Origin of the sequence: Lentzea sp. JNUCC 0626 (assembly GCF_043632865.1) — a bacterium.
Taxonomy (GTDB): domain Bacteria; phylum Actinomycetota; class Actinomycetes; order Mycobacteriales; family Pseudonocardiaceae; genus Lentzea.
In genome coordinates, this window is the sequence record NZ_CP171635.1 from 8,970,923 (window position 1) to 8,997,558 (window position 26,636).

Below are 26,636 nucleotides of genomic sequence, written 5' to 3' on the forward strand. Positions count from 1 at the left end.
CCTGGCGGGCCGGCTCGGCGCGCAACGGGGTCGCGCCGGTGCTCCACCGCCGCGGGAGGTCGGCGGGAGTGCCCGCGGGGAGCGCCTGCGGTGGTGTCCGGGGGCACCGCGGCGCGGGGCTGTCAGCCGCCTCTTGGCGGCGTGGCTGGGGTTAGGGGGAGCAGGCGGACTTTGCCTGTGGTCAGCAGGCGGAGCGGGTCCAGGTAGGTGGTGGTTCTGCGGGCTCCCCAGTGCAGGCACGGGGTGGTGGGGCAGTGGCCCGGTTGGAGGTGGCCGATCACGTCGCCCTGGCGGACCTTGTGGCCTGCGGTGACGGTGGGGGCGATGGGTTCGTAGGTGGTGCGCAGGCCCGTGGTGTGTTGCAGGGAGACGAGGGTTCTGGCTGCTACCGCGCCCGCGTAGACGACTGTGGCGTCGGCTGTGGCCAGGACCGGCGTGCCTGCCGGGGCCGCCAGGTCGGCTCCTCGGTGGCCTGGGCCGAAGGGGGTCGCGGGGGCCTCGAAGGTGCGTACTACCTGGTGCGGGGGTGGGAGGGGCCAGGTGTGGCGGGTGGTTGTGGGTGGGGTGAGGGTCAGGACCAGGGCGGCTGTTGTCAGGACTGTGGTGGGGAGGAGGGGCATGGGGTAACGGTGGGGGTGGGGGACCCCTGGGGACCAGCGGGGATTGGGGATCTGTGGATTACTCGCCGGTTGTGGACAGGTCGGGTGGGGAGGTGGGGGGCGATTCGAGATTTGTCGGGGGGTCGGAGTAGACTTTCGGGCGCGTCCCGTCTGTGTGCGGGGCGACTTCGCGTGCCAACGCAGATCCGACTCGCTGATTCAGTGCGGTCGAGTCACGACGTCCGACGGTCCTGACGGTGCAGAGATGCATCGCGGGTGCGGGCTGAGGCGGTGGCACCAGGGCTGAAGGCCGAACAGGCCGGAAGCGACAACCGGACTGACGCGCAAAGGCGAGACCTCGCGCGTCCTACAGATGAGGTGCGAACCGGCCATGGCCGTCGTAACCATGAAGCAGCTGCTCGACAGCGGCGTGCACTTCGGGCACCAGACCCGACGCTGGAACCCGAAGATGAAGCGCTACATCCTCACCGAGCGCAACGGCATCTACATCATCGACCTGCAGCAGACGCTGACCTACATCGACCGGGCTTACGAGTTCGTGAAGGAAACGGTCGCGCACGGCGGGTCGATCCTGTTCATCGGCACGAAGAAGCAGGCGCAGGAGGCCATCGCCAACGAGGCGCTCCGCGTCGGCATGCCCTACGTGAACCAGCGCTGGCTGGGCGGCATGCTCACCAACTTCTCGACGGTCCACAAGAGGCTTCAGCGCCTCAAGGAGCTCGAGTCGATGGAGCAGACCGGCGGTTTCCAGGGTTTCACCAAGAAGGAAATCCTGATGATGAACCGCGAGAAGGACAAGCTGGAGCGCACGCTCGGCGGTATCCGCGACATGTCCAAGGTGCCCAGCGCCGTGTGGATCGTGGACACCAAGAAGGAGCACATCGCGGTCGGTGAGGCTCGCAAGCTGAACATCCCGATCGTCGCGATCCTCGACACCAACTGCGACCCGGACGAGGTCGAGTTCCCGATCCCGGGCAACGACGACGCGATCCGTTCCGCGGCTCTGCTGACCAAGGTCGTGGCCGAGGCCGCCGCCGCCGGTCTCATGCAGCGCTCCGGTGCTCGCCGCGACGCCGCCGAGGGCCAGGACAAGCCCGAGGTCGCCGTCGACGAGCCGCTGGCGGAGTGGGAGCAGGAGCTCCTCACCAACACGGCCCCCGCGGCCGAGGCTCCCGCCGAGGTTCCGGCCGAGCAGCCCGTCCAGTCCTGATTTCCCCCACGAGGTGCCCGCGAACCAGCGGGCACCTCGTGACCTAAGCGCGTACATCGCAGAAGGAAAACGATGGCGAACTACACCACCGCGGACGTCAAGAAGCTCCGCGAGCTGACCGCCGCCGGCATGATGGACTGCAAGAAGGCGCTGGACGAGGCTGACGGCGACTTCGACAAGGCCGTCGAGATCCTGCGCATCAAGGGCGCGAAGGACGTCGGCAAGCGCGCCGAGCGCACCACGTCCAACGGCCTCGTCGCCGTCAAGGACGGCGCGATGGTCGAGCTGCGTTGCGAGACCGACTTCGTGGCCAAGAACGCCGACTTCATCGCCCTGGCCGACGACATCGTCGCCCTCGCCAAGGCGAACAAGGTCGCCGACGTCGACGCCCTCAAGGCGGTCGAGGTCGACGGCAAGACCGTGGACGCGCTGGTCCAGGAGTTCTCCGCCAAGATCGGCGAGAAGCTCGAGCTGGCGAAGGCCGTCGACTACGACGGCACCGTCTCGGTCTACCTGCACAAGCGCGCTGCCGACCTGCCGCCCGCCGTGGGCGTGCTCGTCGAGTACACCGGTGACAACGCCGAGGTCGCGAAGGGCGCCGCGATGCAGATCGCCGCCATGCGTCCGAAGTACGTCACGCGTGAGGACGTCCCGGAGGAGCTGGTCGCCAACGAGCGCCGCATCGCCGAGGAGACCGCTCGCGAGGAGGGCAAGCCCGAGGGCGCGCTCCCCAAGATCGTCGAGGGTCGCGTCAACGGCTTCTTCAAGGACGTCGTGCTCCTCGAGCAGGCTTCCGTGACGGACAGCAAGAAGACGGTCAAGGCTCTTCTGGACGAGGCCGGCGTGACGGTTACCCGTTTCGCTCGGTTCGAGGTCGGCCAGAGCTGATTCGCATGAGGGCGGGGTTGCAGGTACCAGCGACCCCGCCCTTGGCGTGTCCACACCAGTTTCCCAGGGCGCGAGGAGAGGACCTGTGAGCGAAGAAGGTAGCCACGGCTACGACCGGGTGATGCTCAAGCTCGGTGGCGAGATGTTCGGCGGCGGTGGCGTCGGCGTTGATCCCGACGTCGTCCAGACAGTCGCCAAGCAGATCGCGGCCGTCGTCCGCTCCGGCGTGCAGGTGGCCGTCGTGATCGGTGGCGGCAACTTCTTCCGCGGGGCCGAGCTCCAGCAACGCGGTATGGACCGGTCGCGCGCGGACTACATGGGCATGCTCGGCACGGTCATGAACTGCCTGGCGCTGCAGGACTTCCTGGAACGCGAGCACGGCATCGACACGCGCGTGCAGACGTCGATCCAGATGACGCAGGTCGCCGAGTCCTACATCCCCCGCCGCGCGATGCGCCACCTCGACAAGGGCCGCGTCGTGATCTTCGGTGGCGGTGCGGGTCTGCCGTACTTCTCCACCGACACCACCGCCGCCCAGCGCGCGCTGGAGATCGGCTGCGAGATCGTCCTGATGGCGAAGGCCGTCGACGGCGTCTACACGGCCGACCCCAAGATCGACCCGGACGCGCTGATGTTCGACAACATCACCCACCGCGAGGTGCTGGAGCGCGGCCTCAACGTCGCCGACGCCACGGCCTTCAGCCTCTGCATGGACAACAACATGCCGATCCTCGTCTTCAACCTCCTCACCGAGGGCAACATCGCTCGCGCGGTGCGTGGTGAGAAGATCGGCACTCTGGTCAGCACCCCCGGTGGCCGCCCGGCCTTCTAGACCTGGTGGGATCTCTCCAGGACCGGGAATTGGGCACGAACACGCAGAGCAAGGAGCAGTCGTGATCGACGAGACCCTCCTCGACGCCGAGGAGAAGATGGAAAAGGCGGTTTCGGTCGCGAAGGAGAACCTCTCCTCCGTCCGAACCGGTCGTGCGACTCCCTCGATGTTCAACCGCATCCACATCGACTACTACGGCTCGATGACGCCGCTGAACCAGATGGCCAGCATCACGGTCCCCGAGGCGCGCATGGCTGTCGTCAAGCCGTACGACGCGGGGCAGCTGAACGCCATCGAGAAGGCGATCCGGGACTCCGACCTGGGCGTCAACCCGAGCAACGACGGCTCGATCATCCGCATCGTCATCCCGCAGCTCTCCGAGGAGCGCCGCCGGGACATGGTGAAGGTCGCCAAGTCGAAGGGCGAGGACGCGAAGGTCTCCCTGCGCGGTGTCCGTCGCAAGGCGAAGGAAGAGATCGACAAGCTCGTCAAGGACGGCGAGGTCGGCGAGGACGACGGCGCTCGTGGTGAGAAGGAGCTTGAGGCTCTCACCCACAAGTACGTCGCCCAGGTCGAAGAGCTCGTGAAGCACAAGGAAGCCGAGCTTCTCGAAGTCTGATCCCCACTGATGGTTCGCCCGGCCGAGTCGCGGCAGGCGTGATGGCCCTGGCCGGGCGGAGGTCCTGATGGGAGCACAGGTGGCAGGCGGTCCCGCGGACGTGCCTGCGGCGAAGCCGTCGCGGGCGGGACGTGACCTGCGGGCGGCGATCCTCGTCGGCGTCGGGCTCGGCGCGGTGATCATCGCGTCGCTGCTGACCGTCAAGGAGACGTTCATCGGCATCGTCGCCGCCGCGGTGGCGGTGTCGACGTGGGAGATCGCCAACGCCTTCAAGAAGGCCGGCATCACCGTCGCCCTGTGGCCCGCGTTGATCGGCGGCCAGGCGATCCTCTGGCTGTCCTGGCCGCTGGAACGCTCCGGCATGATGACCGCGTTCGTGGTCACGGTGCTGGTGTGCATGATCTGGCGGTTCCGGGGCGGCTCCGACGGCTACCTGCGCGACCTGAGCGCCTCGGTGTTCACCGTCGCGTACGTGCCGTTGTTCGCGGCTTTCGCGGCCATGCTCGTCGTTCCCGACGACGGTGCGGGCCGCGCGTTCGCGTTCATCATCGGCGTCGTGCTGTCGGACGTCGGCGGCTACGCGGCGGGCGTCTTCCTCGGCAAGCACCCGATGGCGCCGACGATCAGCCCGAAGAAGTCCTGGGAGGGCTTCGCCGGGTCGCTGGTCGCCGGCATGGTCGGTGGCGCGATCACCCTGACGACGCTGCTGGACGGCCAGTGGTGGCACGGCGTGCTGTTCGGTGCCGCGCTCGTCGTCACGGCCACGGCGGGCGACCTGGTCGAGTCGCTGATCAAGCGCGACCTCGGCATCAAGGACATGGGCACGCTGCTGCCCGGCCACGGCGGCCTGATGGACCGGATGGACTCGCTCCTCCCGTCCGCCGTCGTCTCCTGGCTGTTGCTGCACCTCTTCGTCCAGTAAGAGCTCCGCGGTGACGGTTTCCGCGCTACGCCGCAACCAGTAGGTGTGAGAGACCACGAAGCACTGGCGGCGTTCGAGCGGATCTACCGCGCCGACGTCGGCGCGATCACCCGGTTCTTCGCCAGGAGATGCACCGAACCGCAGCTCGTCGCGGATCTGACCGCGGACACCTTCGTCCGCGCGATGACGTCGTTCGGCACCTTCGACGCCCGCAAGGGCACCGCCACGAGCTGGCTCTACGGCATCGCCCGGCACACGTACGCGGCCCACCTCGAACGCCAGGCGCGCACCCGCGTCCTGGTGATCAAGGCCGGTGGACGGCGTGAGCTCGACCGCGACGAACTCGCCGAGCTCGAAGCCCGCATCGACGCCGAACGGCCCGGCAGAGCCCTCCTCGAACGGCTCGCGGAACTCCCCGAGCTGGAACGGGAAGCCGTCGAACTCGTGCACCTCTGTGGTCTCGAGCCCAAGGAAGCGGCCGAAGCGCTCGGCGTGCCCAAGGGTGCGATGCGCACCAGGCTGTATCGCGCCATGACACGCCTCCGCGCGGTCGTCGACGACGATGAGGAGGCACGGACCGATGAGCAGGTTTGAGGACAACCTCTGGACGCGGCTGGAAACCGAGCACGCGCCGGCGTTGCTGAAGAGCGTTGCCGCACAACGACGACACACGACCAAGTTGCGCATCGCGGCCGCAGCGGCAGGAGTCGCCGTCCTGGGAGGCGTGAGTGTCGTCGCACCCGCCTACTTCGGCGGCACACCACCCGCGTACGCCGTGGTCGACAACCCGGACGGCTCGGTCACGCTGACCGTGCGGGACCTGCGGCAGGTCGACAAGGCCGCGCAGGAACTCCGGGAGCGTGGCATCAACGCCGTCGCGGTGCCGTTGCGCAAGGAGTGCCCGCCGGAGGAGGAGAAGAAGATCGCGAACTCTCCCAAGGCGGAGGCCGAGCACACGGGCGAGGGCTTCAGGATGCGGTTCGAACGCGCCGACGGCACCGTCGTGCTGGCCTCGACGCCCGGCCACGACGAGATCGTCCGCGTCGACGCCAAGGGCAGCGCCGACGTCCCGACCTGCGTCGTCGGGGTGCCGCCGGGGAAGACGATCATCGAGTCGGCGGTGCCGGTCGGCACGCGCTAGTCGTCGTACGGGTCGTCCACCTCGGTGCGCGGCCCGGCCTCGATCACGCGGGACTGGTCGATCACGGAGAACGCCATTCCCGCGTGGTCCTCGACCACGGTGATGCGCCCGAACGGTGTGTCGTAGGGCTCGACGGTCACCCGGCCGCCGAGCTCCAGCACCCGGTACGCCACGGAGTCCGTGCCGATCTCCGGCGCGGCGTTGAAGTACACCATCCAGTGGGAGCGCTCTCCGTACGGGAACTCGCGCCCCATCTTCTGCCGCCCGATCACCTCGGTGCCCTCGACGGACCACGACGCGTAGTCCAGCCGGTGACCGTCGCCGATCTGCGTGATGTCGTAGTGGCACAGCTCGCCGAAGAACTCGTCGGCTGCCGCGCCGTCACGGGTGTTGAGCTCGGCCCAAGCGTAGGAACCGTGCCCTCCCATGCCGAAGCGCCACTCCGGCGGCACGTGCCGGAACCCGACGACGGCTCCGGTCGGGTCGGCGATCACCGTGCTCTGCGTGTGGTCGGCGGCGTCCTCGGGGTTGCGCAGGACAGAGCCGCCGAGGTGGAAAGCCTTCTCCGCGGTGGCCCGTGCATGGGGCGTGACCAGGTACAACCGCCACGCTTCCGGATCACCCTGGGGCAGTCCGGCGACGGGGATGCCGTCGACCATCGCGACGGTGTAGCCCGCGTCGTCGGCGTAGTGCCAGCCGAACAGGCCTGTGTAGAACTCGATCGCGCCTTTGAGGTCGTCGACCGTTCTCTCGACCCAGCACGGACTTCCGGACAGCAACGGCGCGAGTTGGGGTGTGTTGGGCGCGATCGACACTGACGCCTCCTGCAGGGGGAGAGATGCCACAACGCTACGCCGTGATTGGACGAATTCGTACGGTCGCTGACAAATGGAAGCCCTACAGTGGCTTTTGTGAGGGGATTCGTGCGGGCGGCGCTGAACGCGGTGCGTCCGGCAGATGTCGTGCCCAGTCCGAACATCTGGCATTGGCCTGCCGTGTACGAGGTCGAGAACCGCGCGCAGGACGTCCAGGGGGCCATCTGGGCGGCGATACGCGAAGAATGTCCGTTTGACGGGCGTGATGTCGTGGATGTGGGCTGCGGCGATGGATTTCATCTGCCGTTGTTCGCCGAGACCGCGAAATCTGTCACGGGGGTGGAACCGCACCCGCCGTTGGTCGCTCGGGCGAAGCGCCGAATTGCTTCACTGTCGAATGCACGCGCCGTCTCCGGACCCGCGCAGGGATTGCCGCTCGACGACGCGTCGGCGGATCTCGTGCACGCCCGCACCGCCTATTTCTTCGGTCCCGGATGTGAACCGGGACTGCGCGAGGCGGACCGGGTGCTGCGGCCTGGTGGGGCGCTGGTGATCGTCGACCTGGACGGGCTCGCCGATCCGTACGGGCCGTGGTTGCGCGCCGATGAACCGCGCTACGACCCGGCGGCGGTGGAGAAGTTCTTCGCGGACAACGGGTTCTCGTTGCGCAGGGTCACGGCCGAGTGGCGGTTCGAGCGTCGTGAGGACCTGGAGGCGGTGCTGCGCATCGAGTTCTCCGAGAAGGTCGCCGAACGCGCGATTGCCTCCGTGGACGGGCTGAGCTTCCCTGTCGGGTACCGGGTGCACGTGCGGCGCAAGCCGACCGGGCTCATCGTGTGATCCGCGACTAGGCTCTCGGTTCGTGGAGAAGCGGAACGCAGGCAGGTTGGGTCGCCAGGTCGGTGTCGTGGGACTGGGCTGCTGGCAGCTCGGTGCGGACTGGGGCGAGGTGGACGAGAGCGACGCGCTCGCGTTGCTGCACGCCGCGGCGGACACGGGGGTCGACTTCTTCGACACCGCCGACGTCTACGGCGACGGTCGCAGCGAGACGCTCGTCGGGCGTTTCCTCAAGGAGCGCAAGGACGACGGCATCTTCGTCGCCACGAAGATGGGGCGGCGGCTGCCAGCGCAGGTCAGCGAGGGGTACAGCAAGGAGAACTTCCTCGCGTGGAACGACCGGAGCCGCCGCAACCTGGGCGTCGACACCCTGGACCTCGTGCAGTTGCACTGCCCGCCGACCGCGGTCTACAGCCGCGACGAGGTGTACGACACCTTGGACGAAATGGTGGAGCAGCAACGGATCGCTGCTTACGGCGTGTCGGTGGAGAAGGTCGAGGAGGCGCTGGAGGCGATCAGGCGCCCGCACGTGGCCAGCGTGCAGATCATCCTGAACGCGTTCCGGCACAAGCCCCTCGAGCAGGTGCTGCCCGCGGCCGCCGAGGCCGGTGTGGCGATCATCGCGCGGGTGCCGCTCGCGTCCGGTCTGCTGACCGGGAAGTACGACAAGGCAACGACTTTCGGCGCGGACGATCACCGCAACTACAACCGCAACGGTGAGGCGTTCGACGTCGGCGAGACCTTCTCCGGCGTGCCGTTCGAGGTCGGCCTGGAGGCGGTGGAACGCCTGCGGCCGCTGGTGCCGGAGGGGGCCACGATGGCGCAGTTCGCGCTCAGGTGGATCGTGGACCAGTCCGGCGTCACGGTGGTGATTCCCGGTGCCCGCAACGTGGAGCAGGCGCGGGCGAACTCGCACGCGGCCTCGCTTCCGCCGGTGGACGGCAAGGCCGTCGCCGAGATCTACGACGAGCTGATCCGGCCGCACGTGCACGACCGGTGGTAGGTCACTCCTCGGCGAGGATGGCGTACAGCTTGCGCCGCAACTCGTTGTAGAGCTCGACCGCGCGGGTCTTCTGCTCCGGCGTGCCCGCGTGGGAGATCTGCTCCATCGCGGCGCCGAGCAACCGGACCGCGGTGCGCAGCTCGCCGTCGACCGGGTCGAGTTGGATGTCGATGTCGTGCCAGGGCGGGGCCGTGTGCTCCGCCCTGCCGTGTTCGGTGACGGTGAACAGCTTCTTGCCTCCTTCTTCCTCGGCGGAGACGAGGCCTTCGTCGGCGAGCATCTGCAGCGTCGGGTAGACCGAGCCGGGGCTCGGACTCCACACGCCGCCGGTGCGCCGGGCGATCTCCTGAATGATCTCGTAGCCGTGCATCGGCCGTTCTGCCAGCAAGGACAGAACCGCCGCCCGGACGTTGCCGCGCCTTTGGCGGCCGCCCCTGCCGCCGCCCCCGAAGGGACCGCGGCGATGCCTGTGGTGGTGCTCTCTGTGGTGTGGTTTCATCATCATGTCGCTAACGATATATCGGAAGCTATCGCGATGCAACGGTCTTAGTCCGCCGAACTTCGTGGGACACTGGATGTGCTATGACTTCGCTTCCCCTTGTCTTCGACGCGCCCAAGCGCGGCCTGCCGCCGCGCCACCTGGTCGACCTCTCGCCCGCCCAACGCGCGGAAGCCGTTGCGGCCCTTGGTGAAAAGCCGTTCCGGGCGAAGCAGCTGTCGAACCACTACTTCAGCCGCCTGACCGTCGACCCGGCCGAGATGACCGACATCCCGGCCGACACCCGCGAGAAGCTCGTTGCCGACCTGATGCCGCCGTTGTTCACGGTCGTGCGCAAGGTCACCGCTGACGAGGGCACCACGGCGAAGACGCTGCTGCGCGCGCACGACGGCACGCTCATCGAGTCCGTCCTCATGCGCTACCCGGACCGCGCGACGCTGTGCATCTCCTCGCAGGCGGGCTGTGGCATGGCCTGCCCGTTCTGCGCGACCGGCCAGGGCGGCCTGCAGCGCAACCTGTCGACGGCGGAGATCGTGGACCAGGTTCGGCTGGGTGCCGCCGCGATGCGCGACGGCGACCTGCCGGGCGGCCCCGGCCGGCTGTCGAACATCGTCTTCATGGGCATGGGCGAGCCGCTCGCGAACTACAAGCGGATCCTCGAGGCCGTGCACCGCATCTGCGACCCGGCGCCGGACGGCTTGGGCATCTCCCAGCGCCACGTCACCGTGTCGACGGTCGGCCTGGTGCCCGCGATCAAGAAGCTGACGGAGGAGAACCTCCAGGTGCGGCTCGCGGTGTCGTTGCACACGCCGGACGACGAGCTGCGCGACACGCTGGTGCCGGTCAACACGAAGTGGAACGTCGCCGAGGTGCTGGAGGCGGCCCGCGGGTACGCCGACAAGACCGGTCGCCGCGTGTCCATCGAGTACGCGTTGATCCGCGACATCAACGACCAGGGGTGGCGAGCGGACCTGCTCGGCAAGAAGCTGCGCAAGCACCTCGGCCAGTTGGTGCACGTGAACCTGATCCCGCTGAACCCCACGCCGGGGTCGAAGTGGGACGCGTCGCCGAAGCCCGTCGAGCGGGAGTTCGTGCGGCGGGTGCGTGAGCAGGGTGTCGAGTGCACCGTGCGCGACACCCGCGGGCAGGAGATCGCCGCCGCCTGCGGTCAGCTCGCCGCCGAAGGCTGATGGACGCCGCGCAGATCGGTGCGGCCCTCGACGACGTCTTCGACCACGCGCTCGTCTTCCACGGCTTCACCGACTACATGCGTGACTACGACGTCTTCGTCCACGCCACGTCCGACCCCGCCACGGGCATCCCGCCCGAGTACCTGCGCTACCGGTTCAAGCACTGCGTCCACGCGGCGGTCACGTCCTCCGTGGCGCCGCAGACGTGGCGCGAGTCGCTCGACGACGCGTTCGTCGACGGCTGGGAGGAGCGTGACGACCTGGACGGGTACGTCTGGGGCGTGCGCTGGCAGGTGCTCTACCCCGGCGCGAAGGTGGTGGCGGACTCCGAAGCCGCTGGGACGTGGTCCCAGCGGCTCGGGATGCCGATGCACGAGGTGGTGATCGAGGCCAACGGACACCACATCACGCTGGTGTTCGCGGACCTGGTGGTCGACCACGTCGAGCCGGGGCACGTGCCGTTCAGGTTCGTCTGAGGCGGTCAGACGTCGGTGTACCAGTGCACGCCGAGCGTGCCGCGGTTCGCGATCCGTTGCTGCGCCTCGATGCCCACCCAGCCGCGGAACTTCTGCGCGTCGTCGATCACCTGGAGTTGCGGCTTGAGGTGTGAACCGCCGGCGTAGCAGGTGTTGCCGCCCTGCAGCAGGCACGTGCAGAAGTGCTCGTAGTAGTTCTTGCGGCCTCCGTCGGACGCCAGGTAGTAGCGGACCGCCTTCTGCTCACCCGGTTTGCAGGCCGAGCAGGCGGTCGAACCGTCGGCCACCGCGATGGCGGCGCTCAGGCAGTTGTCGTTGCAGCGCTTGAACTCCTGCAGGTTGATGCCCGAGGTGCCCCAGTCGGAGGTCAGCTTCTCGTTCTTGGCGTCCCAGGCGTTGTAGCGAAACTCGCCGGGGTAGCGCTTCTTCGGGATGTCCTTGAGCGCCACGGAAACCGTCGTCCTGACGTTGCTGCCGTAGCCCTTGCCCACGTTGGCGCCGTAGCTCGAGCCGGTCAGGGCGAGGACGCTGATGCCGGTCTCCGGGCGGGTCACCGTCCAGTTCTCGGTGCTGCCGTTGCTCCAGGTGATGGCCAGCCTGTCGCCGGTGACGGTGTAGGTGCCGCGCAGTTCCTTGACCTCGGCGCCGTTCTGGAAGCCGCCCGCGGTGTGGATCTTGCAGTTGTCGCAGCCCGCCGAGGTCGGGGCGATCGTGGCGGCCGGGTAGCCGATGTTCCAGCTCCAGAACCAGAACGCCTCGCGCACGGTGCCGTTCAGGTCGAAGTAGTACATCGCGAGCCGGGCGAACTCCTTGCCCGTCGGCGGGGTGCCTTCGGGTGCGACCTGGCCGATGGAGACCGCGTAGCTCTCCTTGCCGCCTGGTCGTTCGGCGGCCTGCGCCGGGACGGGTGACACCAGGGCCACGAGGACCCCGATCGTGATGAGGCTCAGCAACTTGCGTTTCAACGTCGTCAACCCCCTGAAGACGTGGTCTGCAACCGTTCGGAACGTAGCAGCGTGACCGAACGGTTACGCAGAGTTTCATCAGGTCGGGTGACGGTCGTAAATCCGTCGCCTGGGGTGGAGCCGCGCTCTAGCGTTGCCCGCGATGAGACTCGAGGGGGAACGCTGGCGCACGCTCGTCAGCACCGTGAGGCTGGGCAAGGACGAGTACCGCGTGGTGCGGCCTGCCCGGCCGCTGAAGCACGCGCCGCTGTTCGAGTGGTGGGCCGGTGTCGAGTGCTGTGTGGACAAGGCGGCGGCGCTGGAGATCACGATGGCGTGGGCGTTCGCGATGCGGTCGCCGCGCACGATCGTGTACCTGCCGTTGAAGCAGAGCGATTCGGAGTGCTCGTGGAGCGACGGGCCGTTTCTGGACCTGGTGCTGGTGCACCACAGCCTGGGACTGCGGCTGTCGAAGTGGAAGGAGATCCGGGGCAAGCTGCGCGGTGGGCGCCCGCACACCGTTGTCTGCCAAGGGTTCGGGCCGGAACCCGACTACGACCGGCGCTACCACCGGGAGAACAGGGACCTGCTGCGCGGCGAGATCGTGGGGGAGACGGTGTTCGTCGTCGGCAGTGCGCCCGCCTTCCACTTCGGCGGGCACGAGTTGCGGGAACTGGTCGAGGACGGCCCGCGGCGCATGCACGAGGAACCCGGCGTGCACTGCTGTGCGGAGGTCACCGAGAACCTGAGGTACTGGAACTGGCTGCACGTAGAGTATTGCGAGGATCATCGCGTGCATGCCTGAGGGGGCAACGACAATGGGTGTCCTGTACGACTACTTCACCGCGCCGTCGGACGAGGAAGCCGCGGCCGCGATCGAAGGCGGTCCGGTGGAGAGGTTTCCGACGGTGGAGACGAAGTCGCTCGACCCCGCGGTCGTGATGGGACAGCTGGAAGAACTGCTCACCGGGCGCCCGTACGACGACATCTGCGACGACCCGCGCTGGGGTGATGACGTCGCGATCGAGCACGACGGCGACGTGCTGGTCCTCACGGTCACCGACGGCCTGCGGGACGGGCTCGCGGACGCCGGTGACCTGGACGAGGTCGCGGTGCGGTGGGCCGAGATCGAGGAGCTGGAAGGCTTCGACCCGATGGTGCTCGCCGAAATCCTGAAAGACCTCAAAACCCTTGCGGTGCAGGCGAAGGAGAACGACCAGCGGCTCTACTGCTGGGCGAGCGTCTAGGGCTTCACCTCGGTCAGCACGCCGGTCGCCACGTCGAACACGAAGCCGCGCACCGAGTCCTTCACCGGCACGAACGGGTTGCCGGTGATGCGCGAGATCGACTGCCGCACGTCCTCCTCCAGGTCCCCGAACGCCTCGGCGGACCACGCGGGCTTCACGCCGACCTCGTCCTGGATGGAGCGCTTGAAGTCGTCGTCGGTGAACGTCAGCATGCCGCAGTCGGTGTGGTGGATGAGGATGATCTCGCGCGTGCCGAGCAGGCGCTGGCTGATCGCGAGCGACCGGATCTCGTCCTCGGTCACGACCCCTCCGGCGTTGCGGATGACGTGCGCCTCGCCCTCCTGCAGGCCCAGCACGCGGTACACGTCGATGCGGGCGTCCATGCACGCCACGACGGCCACGTGCTTGGCGGGCGGCAGCGGCAGCGGTCCGGAGAACTGGGCGGCGTAGGTGGCGTTGTTGGCGAGCAGTTCGTCGGTCACCGACATGGTTCAAGTCCTCTCACCTGGATGTATAGGTGAGCAAACTGTCGTATGCGCATACCTGCAACAGCGCCCGAAAGGTGGGAAAGGCCCCCACTCAGACACAAGCGGGGGCCGACACATCTCTAGAGCGCCCAGTTCTGGTTCGCGCCGCCCGTGCACGTCCAGATCTGCACCCGCGTGCCGTCGGCGGACGAGTTGCCCGCCGCGTCCAAACACTTGCCGGACTGGGGATTGCGCAACGTGCTCCCAACGCGAGACCACACCTGCGCACCGCTGCCGTTGCACGTCCAGAGATGCACGACGGTGCCGTCAGCGACGCCGGAACCGTTGACGTCCATGCACTTCCCGAACGCGCGCAGCGTGTCGCCGACGCGCGACCACTGCTGCGCGCCGGTGCCGTTGCAGCCCCACAGCTGGATCACCGTGCCGTCGGCGGTGCCGGAATTGCTTACGTCCACACACTTTCCGCCGACGCCCACGATCGTGCCGGAGCCGGAACCCGACGACGACAGGAACTGGCTGCGGGCCACGTTCCAGCGCGTCGCCAGGTACGAACCGGAAGGCGGGTTGGTGTGGAAGTAGTCGTTGCCACCGCAGTCGATCTGGTTCTCCGGCGCACCGGGGCAGACCTTCACCAGGCCACCAGGCGGGTTCGGGATGCCGCCGTCGTCGTAACACATGATGTCCTCGTCGTCCCAGCAGTGACCGAACGCCGTGGAGTTCGGCGCCGACCGCTGCACGGCACCCAACGTGTGCAGGAGTTCGTGGGCGCTGGCCTGCCACGTCCAGCAGCCCGTGCCGACGGCGGCGTAGGACGGGCCCGAGTTGTAGCCGTTGTCGGCACCGGGACGGTCGTCGCCGGGCGCACCCCAGGCCACACCGCAGCCGCCGGAGTCGTGCCAGAACAGGTACTTCCGGTCGGTGCGGTTGTACCCGCGCGCGGCCAGTTGGTCGGCGACGGCCGAGGGCGACGACATGGCCGACTGCGGCACGACAACGTTGTCCACCTTCGCGCGGCAGTCGGGCTGCGTCACGAAGCGCACGTGCCGGACGCCACCACCCAGGCGTGACGCCGCCTCCACGAACGCGTTGTCGATCTGGTCGGCGAACGTCTGGAACTGGCCCACGAGCTGCGAATACCGGTCCGGCGACTGGTCTCCGCGCACGTACACGGCCTGAACGCGCTTGCCGCTCACCCCGTCGCCGTCGCACACGACGGACTGCACGGAAAGGGTGGGTGAGGGCTCGCGGAACTCGTTCGGAAGATCGTCCACGATCGGACTGAACAGGGCTAACGCCGCTAACAACACGCCAAAAGACATGAGAGACCGCCTTCAACGCGAGGGGCAGGGAAGCGGTCTAGACCTTCTCGAACGGTAGCGAACCCGGCACGCACTGTCAGCGGACAGAACCGGACAGGAAACCGGCCGACACGACCGTGCGGCTACCATGCCGCGACGTGGGGGAAGAAACGAGGCTGGTCGCGGGCAGATACGCGACGATCCGGGAGCTGGGCCGGGGCGGCATGGGGGTCGTCTGGCTCGCCGAGGACAGGGTCATCGGACGGCAGGTCGCGCTCAAGGAGCTGCGCACGACCGAGACCGAACGGGTGCTCCGCGAAGCACGCACGGCAGGGCGTCTGAACAGCCCGAACGTCGTCGGCATCTACGACGTCATCGTCGAGCACGGCGCGACCTACCTGGTCATGGAACTCGTCGAGGCGCCCACGCTCTCGCAGGTCATGACCCGCAGACAGCTCACCGAGGACGAGGTCGCGGACATCGGCCTGCAGACCCTCAGCGCCCTGGAGGCGGCGCACGCGGCGGGGATCGTGCACCGCGACGTCAAGCCCAGCAACATCATGGTGCTGCCCGACGGCCGCGTGAAACTCGCCGACTTCGGCATCGCCCGCGCGATGGACGATCCCGGCCTGACCGCGACCGGCGGCATCATGGGTTCGCCCGGGTACATGGCGCCGGAGTTGTTCGCGGGCAAGCAACCTTCGCCGGCGAGTGACCTGTGGGCGTTGGGCGCCACCATGTTCCACGCCGCCGAGGGCCGTTCGCCGTTCCAGCGCGACACGACCGCGGCCACCATGCACGCGATCATGTACGAGGAGCCGGTCCTGCACCGGACCAGCGGCCCGCTCGCCGACACGATCATGGCGTTGCTGACCCAGGACGACACGCACCGGCTCACGGCCGCGCAGCTCAGGCAACGGCTCAGCGGTGCGACGACGGTGGTCAAGCCGCTCACGCCGTCCGAGCAGACCGTCGTCATCGAACCGGTCACCAGCTACGTCACCCCGAGCACGCCGACGCACGCGGACTGGGACGACAAACCCAAGTCGCGCAAGAAGATCGGCATTTTCGCCGGAGCTGCGGCCGCGCTCGTCGTGATCGCCCTCGTCGCGGTCTTCGTGCTCAAACCCGATGCGCCGCAAGGGAACGCGGCCGCGCAGCAGAGCGCGAGTTCGGCACAGCCGACCGAGACCACGAGCAGCGCGGCGTCCAGCGCTCCGGCGAGCAGCAGCAGCGCGGCACCCAGCAGCAGCTCCGCGCCGCCGTCCAGCCAGGCGTCGCAGCCCGTTCAGGCACCCCCGCCGCAACAGACGACGACGCAGCCGAAACCGCCGCGCCAGACCGTCGCGTTCACGCGGTACATCAAGAACGGCACCAACTTCCACTACAGCGGCACCCCGCAGCTCGGCCCGCCCGCGGGCTTCAGCGTCGAGGACACCGGCGGCCTCGGCAAGCTCCTGGTGACCGAGGAACCGGGCACCCGGATGCTCTACGCGTGCCGCCTCATCAACTCCGAGGACCACATGACCTCGACGCAGCCGAACTGCGAGGGCCAGACGGTGCTCGGCAAGCTCGGTTACGTCTTCATCCACCAGCCGACGGACGTGCCCGCGCTGCCGGTGTACCGGTGCCTGTTCAAGGGAACGCACTTCGACTCGATCCACGCGAACTGCGAGGGGCAGCAGCCCGAGTTCCAGTTCGGCTGGACGGTCCGCTGATCACCGAGCGTTGGCGGGCTCCAGACCGACGGGTTCGGAGCTGTCGAACGTCTCGCGCGCCTCGGCCACGGACTCGTAGTTGCGCTGCGCCCACAACCGCAACGCGGCCAGCGGCTCGGTGACGCTGCGCCCGAGTTCGGTCAGCTCGTACTCGACGCGCAACGGCACCGAGGGGTACACAGTGCGCGTGACGAGCCCATCGCGTTCGAGGGTGCGCAACGTCTGCGTGAGCATCTTCTGGCTGATGCCCTCCAGCCGGCGCTTCAACTCCCCGAACCGGCGCGGCCCGTCTTCGAGGTCGCCGATCACCAGCGCCGTCCACTTGGACGCGACCATGTCCAGCAGGTCGCGGCACGGGCACATCTTGAGGTAAACGTCCCTGATCACAGCATGGTTTCTACCAGGTACCTAGTGCACAAGATAGTGCCTAATTGCCGTGAGAGACCTGGTCTCTCATGCTTGAAAGCATGCGAGCGATCATCCAGAACGAGTTCGGCGGCCCCATCACCCTCACCGACGTCCCGAAGCCTGCCCCACTGCCGACGGAGGTGCTGGTCAGGGTGCACGCGGCGGGCGTCAACCCGGTCGACTGGAAGACCCGCGCGGGCAGCGGCATGGCGGGCGTGCAGACGTTCCCGTTCATCAACGGCTGGGACGTCTCCGGCGTGGTCGAGGAGGTCGGCTTCGGCGTCACGACCCTCAAGGTGGGCGACGAGGTCTACGGCATGCCGTGGTTCCCGCGCGCCGCGAGCGCCTACGCCGAGTACGTCACGGCCCCGTCGCGGCACTTCGCGAAGAAGCCGCAGAGCCTGACCCACGTCGAGGCGGCCGCGCTGCCGTTGGCCGCGCTCACCGCCCACCAGATCCTCATCGACACCGCTGACGTGCAGAAGGGCCAGAAGGTCCTGATCACGGCCGCAGCGGGTGGCGTCGGCCACCTGGCCGTGCAGATCGCGAAGGCCCACGGCGCGCACGTCATCGGCACCGCGCGTGAGCCCAAGCACGCGTTCCTGAAGGACCTCGGCGCCGACGAGGTGATCGACTACACCAAGGGCGACTACGAGGGCACCGACATCGACCTGTTCGTGGACCTGGTCGGCGGTTCGTCACCGGCGCCGGTGCGGCCCGGCGGGTTGTTCGTCGGCGTGCCGTCCGGAGTGGACAGCGCGATCCGCGGCGACATCAGGACCAGCCCGATCCTGGTCGAACCCGACCGCGCGGGCCTGGAGGCGATCACGGCGCTGGTCGAGTCCGGGGAGCTCAGGGTGCACGTCGCGGAGACGTTCCCGCTGGCAGAGGCCGAAAAAGCGCATGCCCTGGGCGAGACGGGTCGCACCCAGGGCAAGATCGTGCTCGAAACGCTCTAGCGACGCCAGGGCTTCTTGCGGCGCGCGGCGTCCCACACGAGCAGGGCGATGATCGAGACGCCCGACGCGATCAGCCAGATGTTCTCGGTCTGGCCGTGGTGGTTGCCGATCAGCATCAGGAAGCAGAAGATCGCGGAGAGCCAACCGGCGATGCGCGTGCCCTTGGGCAGCTGGCCGTGCCAGCCCCACTCGTGCGACGGCTCCTCGTGCGGGTCGACGGCAGGACGCTTGTCCAGTTCCGAGGACGTGGCCACGGTTTCCTCCACTGCTCATCCGGATTACGAGGTCATCGTCGCACATGTGGGTCCGCGCGGATGTGTGAGGTCGCGCGCGCACGACTGACGAGCGAGGTCGGACGGGTTTAGGCCCTGTCCTGCAAGTCCGTCGGGCGGCAGTGGCGGCCGAGGGACCCGGAGACGGCACCGCCGCGATGCCCGAATACCTCCGGTATGAGGGCATCGCGGCGGCACCGTCTCCGGGTCGCTCACCCGCGCCTGCCACCTGACAGACTTGCAGGACAGGGCCTAGGCTCCACGCGGCCCACCCGTTCGATCTCTGCGAAGGCGCCTCGACCCTTGACCGGCTTCTCTCCCGCCGAGGCCTCCAGCCCGGACACGTTCGCCCCCGTCGAGATCGGTCTCCACGGCGTGCGCAAGCGCTTCTCCGACCAGGTGGCGGTCGACGGCATCTCGTTGAACGTCCACGAGGGCGAGTTCTTCTCCGTCCTCGGCCCGTCCGGCTGCGGCAAGACCACGGTCCTGCGCATGATCGCCGGGTTCGTGGACCCGGACGAGGGCCGCATCGAGCTCGACGGCAACGACATGGTGGGCGTCCCTCCGTACCGGCGGGACGTCAACACCGTGTTCCAGTCGTACGCGCTGTTCCCGCACATGTCGGTGTGGGACAACGTCGCGTACGGCCTCAAGCGCAAGAAGGTGCGCGGCGACGAGCTGAAGAAGCGCGTCGGCGAGCACCTCGAACTGGTCAGGCTGTCGCAGTTCGCCAAGCGCAGGCCCACTCAGCTGAGCGGTGGTCAGCAGCAGCGCGTGGCCATCGCCCGTGCGCTCGCCGCAGGTCCGCAGCTGCTGTTGCTCGACGAACCGCTGGGTGCGCTCGATGCCAAGCTCCGCAAGGAGTTGCAGATCGAGCTGATGCGCATCCAACGCGAGGTCGGCACGACGTTCCTGTACGTCACGCACGACCAGGAAGAGGCGCTGGTCCTCTCGCACCGCATCGCCGTGATGAACGCGGGCAAGATCGAGCAGGTCGGCTACCCCGAGGACGTCTACGAACGGCCGGCGACGCGGTTCGTCGCCGGGTTCATCGGCACGTCCAACATCCTCGACGCCGAGGTGTCCGGTGTGGACGGTGGGCTGGTCTCGCTCAAGGCGTCCGGCGCGACGAACCTGCGGGCGAAGTTCTCCGGCAGCGTCGCGCACGGCAAGAAGGTCGCCGCGACCGTGCGCCCGGAGAAGGTGCACCTGTTCAACGAGACCGCCGAGCCGCCGACGGGCTGGTGCGTGCTGCAAGGTGTCGTCCAGGACGTCGTCTACACCGGCGTTTCCACGCAGTTCGTGGTCGAGACACCTGGTGGCGTGCTGTCGGCGTTCGTGCAGAACGCCCAGCGCATCGACGACGCGGGCGCGCCCGGCCAGACCGTGCGGATGGCGTGGGACCCCGAGTTCACCGTGCTGCTGGAGTCCGGCGATGGGTGAGCTGCGGATCGCCCGGCTGTGGGACGTCGACAGCCCTAGGGTGACCCGGCGCACGATGCTCGGTTCGATGGCGTTCTTCGCGCTGGCCGCCTGCGCGGTCGGCCCGGCGCCGACGAACACCGGCGGCCCGAGCGCGGGCAAGGCCGTGAACCTCACCGACGAGCCGAAGCTCAACTTCTACAACTGGACCGACTACATCGCGCCGGAGACGTTGCCGGGCTTCACCTCGATCAGCGGCGTCGAGGTCACCTACGACAACTTCTCCACCAACGACGAGATGGAAGCCAAGATCGCGTCCGGCCAGGCGGGCTACGACCTGGTGGTGCCGTCGGACAACTTCCTGCGGCGGTTCCTGCGGTCCGGCCTGCTCCAGCCGCTCGACCACGACGCGATCCCGAACCTGCGCAACCTCGAACAGCGGTTCGTCGAGGCCGAGTACGACCCCGGCAACCGGTTCTCCGTGCCGTGGGCCTGGGGCACCACGGGGCTCGCGTACTCGAAGTCGCAGATCGGCGGCGAGGTGACGAGCTTCGACGCGTTCGACCTGCCGAACGCCCAGGGCCGCAGCTCGATCCTGGACGAGGCCCGCGACGGCATGGCGATCGGCCTGCTCAAGCTCGGCCACGACCCCAACACCACGGACCCGAAGCAGATCGACGACGCCGCGAACTTCCTGCTGTCGTTGAAGAAGAAGCTCGGCCAGATCACCTCGGACGTGATCGAACCGCTGACCTCGGGCCAGGTGCGGCTCGCCCAGTCGTACTCCGGCGACGCGTTCCAGGCCGGGGACAACAACGACGACATCGGGTACGCCATCCCGGCCGAGGGCGGACTGTCCTACGTGGACCTGCTCGTCATCCCGAAGGACGCGCCGCACGCCGGCAACGCGCACCGGTTCATCGACTACATCCTCGGTGCCGAAGCGGGTGCGGCGCTCTCCAACGCCGTCCGGTACGGCAGCGCCAACGCCGCCGCGAAACCCTTGATAGACAAGGAACTGCTGACCAACCCGGTGGTCTACCCATCGGACGAGCAGCTCGCGAAGCTCCCGTTCACCAAGGACCTCGGCGGCGACGCCGAAGCGCTCTACGCGGACGCCTGGACGAAGGTCAAGACCGGCTGACCGGGAAGTGCTTGATGCCGCGGATCACCACGGAGTCGCGGAACCGGAGCATGCCCGTCTGCCGCAGGTCGGGCATCTTCCTCGCCAGCGCGCGGAACGCCACCTCGCCCTCCATGCGCGCGAGCGTGGCGCCCAGGCAGTAGTGGATGCCGCTGGAGAACGCGAGGTGCTCCGGCCTGTGCACGCGCATGACGTCGAACTTGTGCGCTTCCGGGTACACCTCGGGGTCGCGGTTCGCGGCGCCGAGCAGCAACGTGACCATCTCGTCCTTGCCGATCTGATCGACGTCCTCGTGCGCGATCCGGCTGGTCAGCTGCACCGGCGGCGCCCACCGGAGCGTCTCCTCGACCACGGCGGACGCGAGTTCCGGGTTGGCCTTGAAGAGCTTCCACTGCGCCGGATGATCGAGCAGCGCGCGCGTGCCGTTGCCGATCAGGTTCACCGTCGTCTCGAAGCCCGCGACCAGCAACAACACCAGCGTGCCGAGCATCTCCTCCGGGGTGAGCTTCTGCTCCGCCTCGGCCGCGACCAACGAGCTGATCACGTCGTCACCGGGGGTCCTGCGGCGTTGCGTGATCAGGCGGTCGAACAGCGCGAGCACCTGGTCGTTGGCGTTGGCCATCTCCGCCGTGACCCCGCTGTCGAACGACGCGGCGACGAGCGCGCCGTAGTCGGCGAACTCGGCGGTGTCCGCGTCCGGGATGCCCAGCAGGTCGCTGATCACCGAGATCGGCAACGGCGCCGCGAAGTCCGTGATGAGGTCGAACTCGTCCTTGTCCAGCAACGATTCCGCGACCTTCTCGACGCGCGTGCGGTACTCGTCGATCTTCTTCGGGCTGAACGCCGGCGCGGCGATCCGGCGCAACCTGGTGTGGTCCGGCGGGTCGAGCTCCAGGAACGACTCGGGCAGCAGCCCGCCGTTAACCGGGTAGCTGCCGTCGGAGAAGCGGACGCCGAACCGGCGGTCGCGCAGGATCTTGTTGCTCAGCGTGTGGCTAGTCGTCACCCATAGGCCGCCGGAACGCGTCAGCGGGCCGTGCGCGCGTAGCCGTTCATAGATCGGGTGCGGGTCTTCATGTCCGGTCAGTTGCTCCAGCACTTGCTACCCCCTCGAACACCGTGGTGAGCACGAACCGGGGAGCGTCCAGCGGCGCGAGACGGCCGTAGCTGATCGCTTCCCAGGCGTTGAAGAGCCCGGCGTAGAGGGTGTGCAGGATCCACCACGCGGGCAGGTCGCGGCGCAGTTTCGTGCCCTGCAGCCGGGTGATCAGGTCGAGCACGGGCTCGTCCATCGCCTCGATGCGGGTCCGCAGCTCCGCGTCGCGTTCGAGGCCGGGGAAGCGGAGCAGGAACTCCACTCGCGGGCCGAGCGCGACCAGGCGCGTGATGAGGTCCTCGATCGCGTTGTCGCGGTCGAAGTCCACCTGGCAGGCCACCGAGTCGATCAGGTCGAGCGCGTCGTTCGCGACCGCGCGGACCAGGTCCGTGCGGGTCGGGAAGCGCTTGTGGAGTGTGGTCCTGCCGACACCGGCTGCCCGCGCGACGTCGCCGAGCGACGCGGTCGGGTCCTTGAGCAGCACAGACGTCGCCGTCTGGAGCAGGTGAACACTCATGTTCACAACGGTACACGGATGTTCAGGTCCTAGGATGTGCGCTCGTGCTCCGACGCTGGCTGAAGGCCAACGCCCTGCTCGTCCCCACCGGGGTCTGGCTGGGGTTCTTCCTCATCGCGCCACTGGTCGTGGTCGTCGAGTTCAGCATCGCCACGCGGGACACCGGTGTCGCGCGCGCCGTGCTGCCGTGGACGATCGACGCCTACCGGACGGCCCTCGACCCGGCGTTCCTGCCGATCTTCGGGCGGACGCTGCTGTACGCGGGCGCGACGACGGTGGCCTGTCTGCTGCTCGGCTTCCCGTTGGCGTGGTTCATCGCGCGGCACGGCGGCCGGTGGCGGACGGCGTTGCTCGCGGCCGTGCTGATCCCGTTCTGGTCGAGCTACCTCGCGCGGATCTACGCGTGGAAGGCGTTGCTGGACGGCGAAGGGCTCGCGAACACCGTGCTCGGCTGGGTCGGCCTGGACCGCGACGGCGGCTTCCTGCTCACCGACGGCGCTGTGATTCTCGGCCTGACGTACGGGTTCCTGCCGTTCATGGTGCTGCCGCTGTACGTGGCGTGCGAACGGTTCGACGTGCGGCTGATGGAGGCGTCCTACGACCTCGGGCACGGGCGGGTGTCGACGTTCTTCCGGGTGGTGCTGCCGGGCGTGATGAGCGGCGTGCTGGCCGGGTCGTTGCTGGTCCTGGTGCCGGCGGCGGGTGACTTCGTGACGCCGAAGCTGCTCGGCGGGGTGGAGCAGTCGACGTTCGGGTCGGTGATCGACGACCAGTTCCGCGGCGGCAACAACTGGCCGTTGGGGTCGGCGATGGCGGTGCTGCTGCTCGTGTTGGTGGTGGCGGTGCTCGTGCTGCGCGGACGCCGTGGGGAGGACGTGCTGTGAACCGTCGTCCGTGGGCACTCGGTGCCGTGGTGGCGCTGGTGTTCCTGTTCTTGTACGCACCGATCGCGTGGCTCGCCATCGCGTCGTTCAACTCGTCGCGGTCGTTGTCGCGCATCAGCGGTTTCTCGTTGCAGTGGTACTCGGAGTTGGCGGACGACACGCGCGTGTTCGCGTCTCTTCAGCTGACGTTGCAACTGGCGTTGGCGTCGGCGTTGATCTCGACGGTCATCGGCACGTTGGCGGCCTTCGGGCTGAGGCGGGCGTTCCCCGGCCGTGGGCTGTGGACGGTGTTGTTGTCGTTGCCTTTGGTGGTGCCCGAGGTCGTCATGGGCGTGGCGATGCTGGGGTTCTTCGTGAAGCTCGCCGGGATTCCGCTGGGGTTCGGGGCGTTGCTGTTCGCGCACGTGGCGTTCTCGCTGAGCTTCGTGGTCGTGGTGGTGCGGTCGCGGGTGTCCGGAATGGACGCCCGGATGGAGGAGGCCGCCGCCGACCTCGGGGCGTCGCCGTTCGTGGCGTTCCGGACCGTGACGCTGCCGTTGGTCGCACCCGCGGTGGCGGCGGGGGCGGCGTTCGCGTTCCTGCTGTCGTTCGACGACGTGGTGATCTCGTCCTACCTGACCGGGGTCGGCTCCACGACGTTGCCGGTGTTCGTCTACGCGCAGGCGTCGAAGCGCGGGATCTCGCCGGAGATCGTGGCGCTGTCGACGTTGATGGTGACGGCTACGGCCCTGCTTTTGATCATCGGCGTGGTGTTCGCGTCCTGGCGTGCGAGGAAGGCCGGATCAACCGCGAAGCTGGCTGGGTAGTCAACTTTCGTCGCGCGGATTCGATACTCCAGCGTGCCGCGCGAGACCTGGGGCGTCTCGTAACTTGGCAGCGTGATTACTGCTGTGCGGGCGAGGGCGGAGGCGTTCCGAGCCGACACCCTGGCCCGGCTCCGCGGCCTGACCCCGGTGCGGCTCATCGGCGACCTGCTCGTCGTGGTCGCCGCGATCCTGCTGGACGTGTGGCCGGGACCGTGGGCCGAGGCGAAGTTCTCAGGCTGGGCGTTCGTCGGGGTCTTCGCCATCTACGTCGTGCTGCTGCCCCTGCGGCACCTGTTCCCGGCGACGGCCATGATCGGCGGAGCGGCGATCCCGGTGCTCGGGCCCGCGATCATGGTCGTGCTGAGCTACACGGCCGGCCGCCGGATCGAGTCGTGGGGCAGGGCGATCGTCTCGGCCGCGCTCACGTTCGTCGTCGTGGCGCTGATGTGGGACTGGGGCGCGCAGCCGCTCGACATCGACCCCGCCTACGGGATGCTCATCCTCATCACGATCTTCGGTGTGGGCGTGGCGCTGCCGTTCCTCGTCGGGCGTTATCTCGCGCAGCGCGAGGCGTTGGTGCAGGCGATGCAGGACCGCGAGGAACGCATGCGCGGCGAGCACAAGCTGCTGTCGCGGCAGGTGCGGTTGCGCGAACGCAGCCGCATCGCCCAGGACATGCACGACAGCCTCGGCCACCGGCTTTCGTTGATCTCGGTGCACGCCGGGGCGTTGGCGCTCGATCCGTCGCTCGGGGAGAAGCAGCGCGAGGCGATCGGGGTGCTGCGCTCGGCCGCGTTGACCGGCATGGGCGAGCTGCGGGCGATCATCGGGGTGTTGCGGTCCGAGGACGGCCCCGACGACGACCCCGCGACACGCACAGCGGAGTCCATCGACTCGTTGGTGAGCGACGCGCGCAAGGCCGGTGTTCTGGTCAGTCTGGTGCGCGGCGGACAAGCACACCCGTTGCCGTCTCGTGTCTCTCACGCCGCCTATCGCGTCGCACAGGAGGGTTTGACCAACGCCGCGAAGCACGCGCCGGGTGCCGCCGTGCAGGTGACGGTGAAGTACGAACCGGATGCGTTGGTGGTGGAGGTGCGCAACAACCCGTCGCGCAACGGTTCCACCGTCGGCACACCGGGCGTGGGGCTCATCGGCCTCACCGAACGCGTGCGGGTGGCAGGCGGAATCCTGCACGTCGGCGCGTTGCCGTCCGGTGGCTTCCGGATCGCGGCCGTGCTGCCGTACGAGGAGACGCCGCTGCCCGACGAGCCCGAGGACGAGCAGGACGAGACCGAGGCGCCGGGTGCCTTGCGCAAGTGGGCGGGCGTCGGTTCGATCGCGGGCGCGTCCCTGGTGCTGGCCGTGATCATCGGCGGCTTCACCTACCTCGGCTCGCAACCGGTGACCCAGGTCGTCTCGCAGGACGCCCTCGACCGCATCGAGGTCGGCCAGTCCGAGTCCGACGTCCTGAAACTCCTGCCGGAGGGCGACGAACCCCTGGTCGCCGACGGCGAACGCAAGTCGCAGGCGTCGCCGGAGCCTTCCGGGGCCCGGTGCGTCTACCACATCACCGACGAGCAGTCGTACCTCGCGAAGGGCACACGGGTGGTGCGTTTCTGCTTCCGAGACGGCAAGCTGGTCGAGAAGAAGATCCACGTGCAGAGGACAGGTCAATGATCCGGGTGCTCATCGCCGACGACGAGCCGTTGATGCGGGCCGGCATCAAGGCCATCCTCGGCACCGCCGACGACATCGAACTCGTGGCGGAGGCCGGTGACGGCCGCGAGGCGCTGCAGATCGTGCGCGAGCGCCGGGTGGACGTGGCGGTGCTCGACATCCGCATGCCCCGCATGGACGGCCTGGCGTGTGCCAAGGAACTCCGGGTCGTCGCGCCCTCCGTGCGCGTCGTGATGCTGACGACGTTCGGCGAGGACGACAACATCGTGCGCGCGCTGTCCGACGGCGCCGCGGGGTTCCTGCTGAAGGACTCGGCGCCCGAGGAGCTGTTGAGGGCCGTGCGGGCGGTCAACAACGGCGAGGCGTACCTCTCGCCGATGGTCACGTCACGCGTGGTCGGCATGGTGGCGACCTCCGGGCAGCCGAAGCGGCAGGAGGCGCAGAAGGCCGTCGAGGGGCTGACCGACCGCGAGGTCGAGGTGCTGGCGCTGCTCGGGCAGGGGATGTCGAACGCGGACATCGGCGCGAAGCTGCACATGTCAGAGGCGACGGTGAAGACCTACGTGTCGCGGCTGCTGGCCAAGCTGGGGCTGACGAACCGGGTGCAGGCCGCGCTGATGGCCAGGGACGCGGGCATCGCGAACTGAGTCAAGACAAAAGAAAGGCCGTTCGGGTGTCCCCCGAACGGCCTCAAACGTCTCTGG

Annotated in this window: 31 protein-coding genes; 21 read left to right on the top strand and 10 right to left on the bottom strand. The window is 68.3% G+C overall.

Annotation, left to right across the window (positions count from 1 at the left end):
• Positions 1 to 122: 122 nt before the first annotated feature.
• On the bottom strand, positions 123 to 620 hold the full coding sequence (locus tag JNUCC0626_RS42040; RefSeq protein ID WP_394616200.1) for a M23 family metallopeptidase: 498 nt from the start codon (positions 618 to 620) through the stop codon (positions 123 to 125).
• A 370-nt stretch (positions 621 to 990) separates the two neighbouring features.
• Here JNUCC0626_RS42040 and rpsB point away from each other — a divergent pair, with 370 nt between their 5' ends.
• The 7 genes from rpsB to JNUCC0626_RS42075 all read left to right on the top strand — a co-directional run bounded on the left by rpsB (position 991) and on the right by JNUCC0626_RS42075 (position 6,232).
• On the top strand, positions 991 to 1,830 hold the full coding sequence (gene rpsB / locus JNUCC0626_RS42045; RefSeq protein ID WP_394616201.1) for a 30S ribosomal protein S2: 840 nt from the start codon (positions 991 to 993) through the stop codon (positions 1,828 to 1,830).
• 72 nt (positions 1,831 to 1,902) lie between these two features.
• A complete protein-coding gene (gene tsf / locus JNUCC0626_RS42050) occupies positions 1,903 to 2,718 on the top strand; it encodes a translation elongation factor Ts (protein WP_191303043.1) in 816 nt (271 codons plus the stop codon).
• Positions 2,719 to 2,839: 121 nt separating this feature from the next.
• Complete coding sequence (gene pyrH / locus JNUCC0626_RS42055) at positions 2,840 to 3,550, top strand: UMP kinase (protein WP_207310670.1); 711 nt, start codon at positions 2,840 to 2,842, stop codon at positions 3,548 to 3,550.
• Between the two features lie 61 nt (positions 3,551 to 3,611).
• Positions 3,612 to 4,169: a ribosome recycling factor gene (gene frr, locus JNUCC0626_RS42060; protein WP_382436250.1), complete on the top strand. Its 558-nt coding sequence runs from the start codon at positions 3,612 to 3,614 to the stop codon at positions 4,167 to 4,169.
• Positions 4,170 to 4,236: 67 nt separating this feature from the next.
• Complete coding sequence (locus JNUCC0626_RS42065) at positions 4,237 to 5,091, top strand: phosphatidate cytidylyltransferase (RefSeq protein WP_394616202.1); 855 nt, start codon at positions 4,237 to 4,239, stop codon at positions 5,089 to 5,091.
• Positions 5,092 to 5,136: 45 nt separating this feature from the next.
• Positions 5,137 to 5,685 (top strand): RNA polymerase sigma factor, encoded by a 549-nt coding sequence (locus tag JNUCC0626_RS42070; RefSeq protein ID WP_394616203.1) that lies wholly within the window; start codon positions 5,137 to 5,139, stop codon positions 5,683 to 5,685.
• Complete coding sequence (locus JNUCC0626_RS42075; RefSeq protein ID WP_394616204.1) at positions 5,672 to 6,232, top strand: hypothetical protein; 561 nt, start codon at positions 5,672 to 5,674, stop codon at positions 6,230 to 6,232. The genes JNUCC0626_RS42070 and JNUCC0626_RS42075 overlap by 14 nt, the downstream gene beginning before the upstream one ends.
• On the opposite strand, the gene JNUCC0626_RS42080 is transcribed toward JNUCC0626_RS42075, so the two are convergent.
• The gene (locus JNUCC0626_RS42080) at positions 6,229 to 7,047 is read right to left on the bottom strand and encodes a VOC family protein (protein ID WP_394616205.1); all 819 of its coding nucleotides are present in this window, start codon (positions 7,045 to 7,047) and stop codon (positions 6,229 to 6,231) included. The genes JNUCC0626_RS42075 and JNUCC0626_RS42080 overlap by 4 nt on opposite strands.
• Before the next feature lie 96 nt (positions 7,048 to 7,143).
• Here JNUCC0626_RS42080 and JNUCC0626_RS42085 point away from each other — a divergent pair, with 96 nt between their 5' ends.
• Together JNUCC0626_RS42085 and JNUCC0626_RS42090 are read left to right on the top strand one after the other, a co-directional pair.
• Complete coding sequence (locus tag JNUCC0626_RS42085; RefSeq protein ID WP_394616206.1) at positions 7,144 to 7,887, top strand: class I SAM-dependent methyltransferase; 744 nt, start codon at positions 7,144 to 7,146, stop codon at positions 7,885 to 7,887.
• 22 nt (positions 7,888 to 7,909) lie between these two features.
• Positions 7,910 to 8,887: an aldo/keto reductase gene (locus JNUCC0626_RS42090; protein WP_394616207.1), complete on the top strand. Its 978-nt coding sequence runs from the start codon at positions 7,910 to 7,912 to the stop codon at positions 8,885 to 8,887.
• Position 8,888: 1 nt separating this feature from the next.
• Here the strand turns inward: JNUCC0626_RS42090 and JNUCC0626_RS42095 are convergent, their stop codons facing one another.
• Positions 8,889 to 9,275, bottom strand: a complete 387-nt coding sequence (locus JNUCC0626_RS42095) for a PadR family transcriptional regulator (RefSeq protein ID WP_394616208.1) — start codon at positions 9,273 to 9,275, stop codon at positions 8,889 to 8,891.
• Between the two features lie 194 nt (positions 9,276 to 9,469).
• On the opposite strand from JNUCC0626_RS42095, the gene rlmN reads away from it, so the two are divergent.
• Both rlmN and JNUCC0626_RS42105 read left to right on the top strand, forming a co-directional pair.
• A complete protein-coding gene (gene rlmN, locus JNUCC0626_RS42100; RefSeq protein ID WP_394616209.1) occupies positions 9,470 to 10,576 on the top strand; it encodes a 23S rRNA (adenine(2503)-C(2))-methyltransferase RlmN in 1,107 nt (368 codons plus the stop codon).
• Complete coding sequence (locus tag JNUCC0626_RS42105) at positions 10,576 to 11,052, top strand: hypothetical protein (RefSeq protein ID WP_394616210.1); 477 nt, start codon at positions 10,576 to 10,578, stop codon at positions 11,050 to 11,052. The genes rlmN and JNUCC0626_RS42105 overlap by 1 nt, the downstream gene beginning before the upstream one ends.
• A 5-nt stretch (positions 11,053 to 11,057) precedes the next feature.
• On the opposite strand, the gene JNUCC0626_RS42110 is transcribed toward JNUCC0626_RS42105, so the two are convergent.
• Entirely contained in the window at positions 11,058 to 12,017 is a 960-nt protein-coding gene (locus JNUCC0626_RS42110; protein WP_394616211.1) for a hypothetical protein, read from the bottom strand.
• 142 nt (positions 12,018 to 12,159) lie between these two features.
• Here JNUCC0626_RS42110 and JNUCC0626_RS42115 point away from each other — a divergent pair, with 142 nt between their 5' ends.
• Entirely contained in the window at positions 12,160 to 12,801 is a 642-nt protein-coding gene (locus JNUCC0626_RS42115) for a hypothetical protein (RefSeq protein ID WP_394616212.1), read from the top strand.
• Entirely contained in the window at positions 12,794 to 13,243 is a 450-nt protein-coding gene (locus JNUCC0626_RS42120) for a hypothetical protein (RefSeq protein ID WP_394616213.1), read from the top strand. The genes JNUCC0626_RS42115 and JNUCC0626_RS42120 overlap by 8 nt, the downstream gene beginning before the upstream one ends.
• Here the strand turns inward: JNUCC0626_RS42120 and JNUCC0626_RS42125 are convergent.
• On the bottom strand, positions 13,240 to 13,731 hold the full coding sequence (locus tag JNUCC0626_RS42125; RefSeq protein WP_394616214.1) for a beta-class carbonic anhydrase: 492 nt from the start codon (positions 13,729 to 13,731) through the stop codon (positions 13,240 to 13,242). The two genes, JNUCC0626_RS42120 and JNUCC0626_RS42125, sit on opposite strands and share 4 nt — an antisense overlap.
• Positions 13,732 to 13,850: 119 nt before the next feature.
• Complete coding sequence (locus tag JNUCC0626_RS42130) at positions 13,851 to 15,002, bottom strand: ricin-type beta-trefoil lectin domain protein (RefSeq protein ID WP_394616215.1); 1,152 nt, start codon at positions 15,000 to 15,002, stop codon at positions 13,851 to 13,853.
• 185 nt (positions 15,003 to 15,187) lie between these two features.
• Here JNUCC0626_RS42130 and JNUCC0626_RS42135 point away from each other — a divergent pair, with 185 nt between their 5' ends.
• Positions 15,188 to 16,747, top strand: a complete 1,560-nt coding sequence (locus tag JNUCC0626_RS42135; protein WP_394616216.1) for a serine/threonine-protein kinase — start codon at positions 15,188 to 15,190, stop codon at positions 16,745 to 16,747.
• On the opposite strand, the gene JNUCC0626_RS42140 is transcribed toward JNUCC0626_RS42135, so the two are convergent.
• Positions 16,748 to 17,110: a winged helix-turn-helix transcriptional regulator gene (locus tag JNUCC0626_RS42140; RefSeq protein ID WP_394622218.1), complete on the bottom strand. Its 363-nt coding sequence runs from the start codon at positions 17,108 to 17,110 to the stop codon at positions 16,748 to 16,750. It lies immediately after the preceding gene.
• A gap of 104 nt (positions 17,111 to 17,214) precedes the next feature.
• On the opposite strand from JNUCC0626_RS42140, the gene JNUCC0626_RS42145 reads away from it, so the two are divergent.
• Complete coding sequence (locus JNUCC0626_RS42145) at positions 17,215 to 18,114, top strand: NADP-dependent oxidoreductase (protein ID WP_394616217.1); 900 nt, start codon at positions 17,215 to 17,217, stop codon at positions 18,112 to 18,114.
• Here JNUCC0626_RS42145 and JNUCC0626_RS42150 read toward each other — a convergent pair.
• Positions 18,111 to 18,368 carry a DUF2631 domain-containing protein gene (locus JNUCC0626_RS42150; RefSeq protein ID WP_394616218.1) on the bottom strand — a complete coding sequence of 86 codons (258 nt, stop codon included), beginning with the start codon at positions 18,366 to 18,368 and terminating at the stop codon, positions 18,111 to 18,113. The genes JNUCC0626_RS42145 and JNUCC0626_RS42150 overlap by 4 nt on opposite strands.
• A 321-nt stretch (positions 18,369 to 18,689) precedes the next feature.
• Between JNUCC0626_RS42150 and JNUCC0626_RS42155 the strand changes: the two genes are divergently transcribed.
• Positions 18,690 to 19,829, top strand: coding sequence for an ABC transporter ATP-binding protein (locus JNUCC0626_RS42155; RefSeq protein WP_394616219.1), 1,140 nt, complete (start codon positions 18,690 to 18,692; stop codon positions 19,827 to 19,829).
• The gene (locus tag JNUCC0626_RS42160; RefSeq protein WP_394616220.1) at positions 19,822 to 20,952 is read left to right on the top strand and encodes a polyamine ABC transporter substrate-binding protein; all 1,131 of its coding nucleotides are present in this window, start codon (positions 19,822 to 19,824) and stop codon (positions 20,950 to 20,952) included. Before JNUCC0626_RS42155 ends, JNUCC0626_RS42160 begins: the two co-directional genes overlap by 8 nt.
• Here JNUCC0626_RS42160 and JNUCC0626_RS42165 read toward each other — a convergent pair.
• Both JNUCC0626_RS42165 and JNUCC0626_RS42170 read right to left on the bottom strand, forming a co-directional pair.
• Positions 20,939 to 22,051 (bottom strand): cytochrome P450, encoded by a 1,113-nt coding sequence (locus JNUCC0626_RS42165; RefSeq protein ID WP_394616221.1) that lies wholly within the window; start codon positions 22,049 to 22,051, stop codon positions 20,939 to 20,941. The two genes, JNUCC0626_RS42160 and JNUCC0626_RS42165, sit on opposite strands and share 14 nt — an antisense overlap.
• A complete protein-coding gene (locus JNUCC0626_RS42170; RefSeq protein ID WP_394616222.1) occupies positions 22,026 to 22,565 on the bottom strand; it encodes a TetR/AcrR family transcriptional regulator in 540 nt (179 codons plus the stop codon). Before JNUCC0626_RS42170 ends, JNUCC0626_RS42165 begins: the two co-directional genes overlap by 26 nt.
• A 44-nt stretch (positions 22,566 to 22,609) precedes the next feature.
• Here JNUCC0626_RS42170 and JNUCC0626_RS42175 point away from each other — a divergent pair, with 44 nt between their 5' ends.
• The 4 genes from JNUCC0626_RS42175 to JNUCC0626_RS42190 all read left to right on the top strand — a co-directional run bounded on the left by JNUCC0626_RS42175 (position 22,610) and on the right by JNUCC0626_RS42190 (position 26,579).
• On the top strand, positions 22,610 to 23,449 hold the full coding sequence (locus JNUCC0626_RS42175) for an ABC transporter permease (protein WP_394616223.1): 840 nt from the start codon (positions 22,610 to 22,612) through the stop codon (positions 23,447 to 23,449).
• Positions 23,446 to 24,255, top strand: a complete 810-nt coding sequence (locus JNUCC0626_RS42180; RefSeq protein ID WP_394616224.1) for an ABC transporter permease — start codon at positions 23,446 to 23,448, stop codon at positions 24,253 to 24,255. Before JNUCC0626_RS42175 ends, JNUCC0626_RS42180 begins: the two co-directional genes overlap by 4 nt.
• A 72-nt stretch (positions 24,256 to 24,327) precedes the next feature.
• Complete coding sequence (locus JNUCC0626_RS42185; RefSeq protein WP_394616225.1) at positions 24,328 to 25,932, top strand: sensor histidine kinase; 1,605 nt, start codon at positions 24,328 to 24,330, stop codon at positions 25,930 to 25,932.
• Entirely contained in the window at positions 25,929 to 26,579 is a 651-nt protein-coding gene (locus tag JNUCC0626_RS42190) for a response regulator (protein ID WP_285638736.1), read from the top strand. The genes JNUCC0626_RS42185 and JNUCC0626_RS42190 overlap by 4 nt, the downstream gene beginning before the upstream one ends.
• Positions 26,580 to 26,636 lie beyond the last annotated feature (57 nt).

Bases quoted from the DNA above. Each gene is read 5' to 3' on its own strand.
- JNUCC0626_RS42040 (WP_394616200.1), bottom strand. From the start codon at position 620: ATGCCCCTCCTCCCCACCACAGTCCTGACAACAGCCGCCCTGGTCCTG.
- rpsB (WP_394616201.1), top strand. From the start codon at position 991: ATGGCCGTCGTAACCATGAAGCAGCTGCTCGACAGCGGCGTGCACTTC.
- tsf (WP_191303043.1), top strand. From the start codon at position 1,903: ATGGCGAACTACACCACCGCGGACGTCAAGAAGCTCCGCGAGCTGACC.
- pyrH (WP_207310670.1), top strand. From the start codon at position 2,840: ATGCTCAAGCTCGGTGGCGAGATGTTCGGCGGCGGTGGCGTCGGCGTT.
- JNUCC0626_RS42065 (WP_394616202.1), top strand. From the start codon at position 4,237: ATGGGAGCACAGGTGGCAGGCGGTCCCGCGGACGTGCCTGCGGCGAAG.
- JNUCC0626_RS42075 (WP_394616204.1), top strand. From the start codon at position 5,672: ATGAGCAGGTTTGAGGACAACCTCTGGACGCGGCTGGAAACCGAGCAC.
- rlmN (WP_394616209.1), top strand. From the start codon at position 9,470: ATGACTTCGCTTCCCCTTGTCTTCGACGCGCCCAAGCGCGGCCTGCCG.
- JNUCC0626_RS42105 (WP_394616210.1), top strand. From the start codon at position 10,576: ATGGACGCCGCGCAGATCGGTGCGGCCCTCGACGACGTCTTCGACCAC.
- JNUCC0626_RS42115 (WP_394616212.1), top strand. From the start codon at position 12,160: ATGAGACTCGAGGGGGAACGCTGGCGCACGCTCGTCAGCACCGTGAGG.
- JNUCC0626_RS42120 (WP_394616213.1), top strand. From the start codon at position 12,794: ATGCCTGAGGGGGCAACGACAATGGGTGTCCTGTACGACTACTTCACC.
- JNUCC0626_RS42125 (WP_394616214.1), bottom strand. From the start codon at position 13,731: ATGTCGGTGACCGACGAACTGCTCGCCAACAACGCCACCTACGCCGCC.
- JNUCC0626_RS42140 (WP_394622218.1), bottom strand. From the start codon at position 17,110: ATGTGCCCGTGCCGCGACCTGCTGGACATGGTCGCGTCCAAGTGGACG.
- JNUCC0626_RS42145 (WP_394616217.1), top strand. From the start codon at position 17,215: ATGCGAGCGATCATCCAGAACGAGTTCGGCGGCCCCATCACCCTCACC.
- JNUCC0626_RS42160 (WP_394616220.1), top strand. From the start codon at position 19,822: ATGGGTGAGCTGCGGATCGCCCGGCTGTGGGACGTCGACAGCCCTAGG.
- JNUCC0626_RS42170 (WP_394616222.1), bottom strand. From the start codon at position 22,565: ATGAGTGTTCACCTGCTCCAGACGGCGACGTCTGTGCTGCTCAAGGAC.
- JNUCC0626_RS42190 (WP_285638736.1), top strand. From the start codon at position 25,929: ATGATCCGGGTGCTCATCGCCGACGACGAGCCGTTGATGCGGGCCGGC.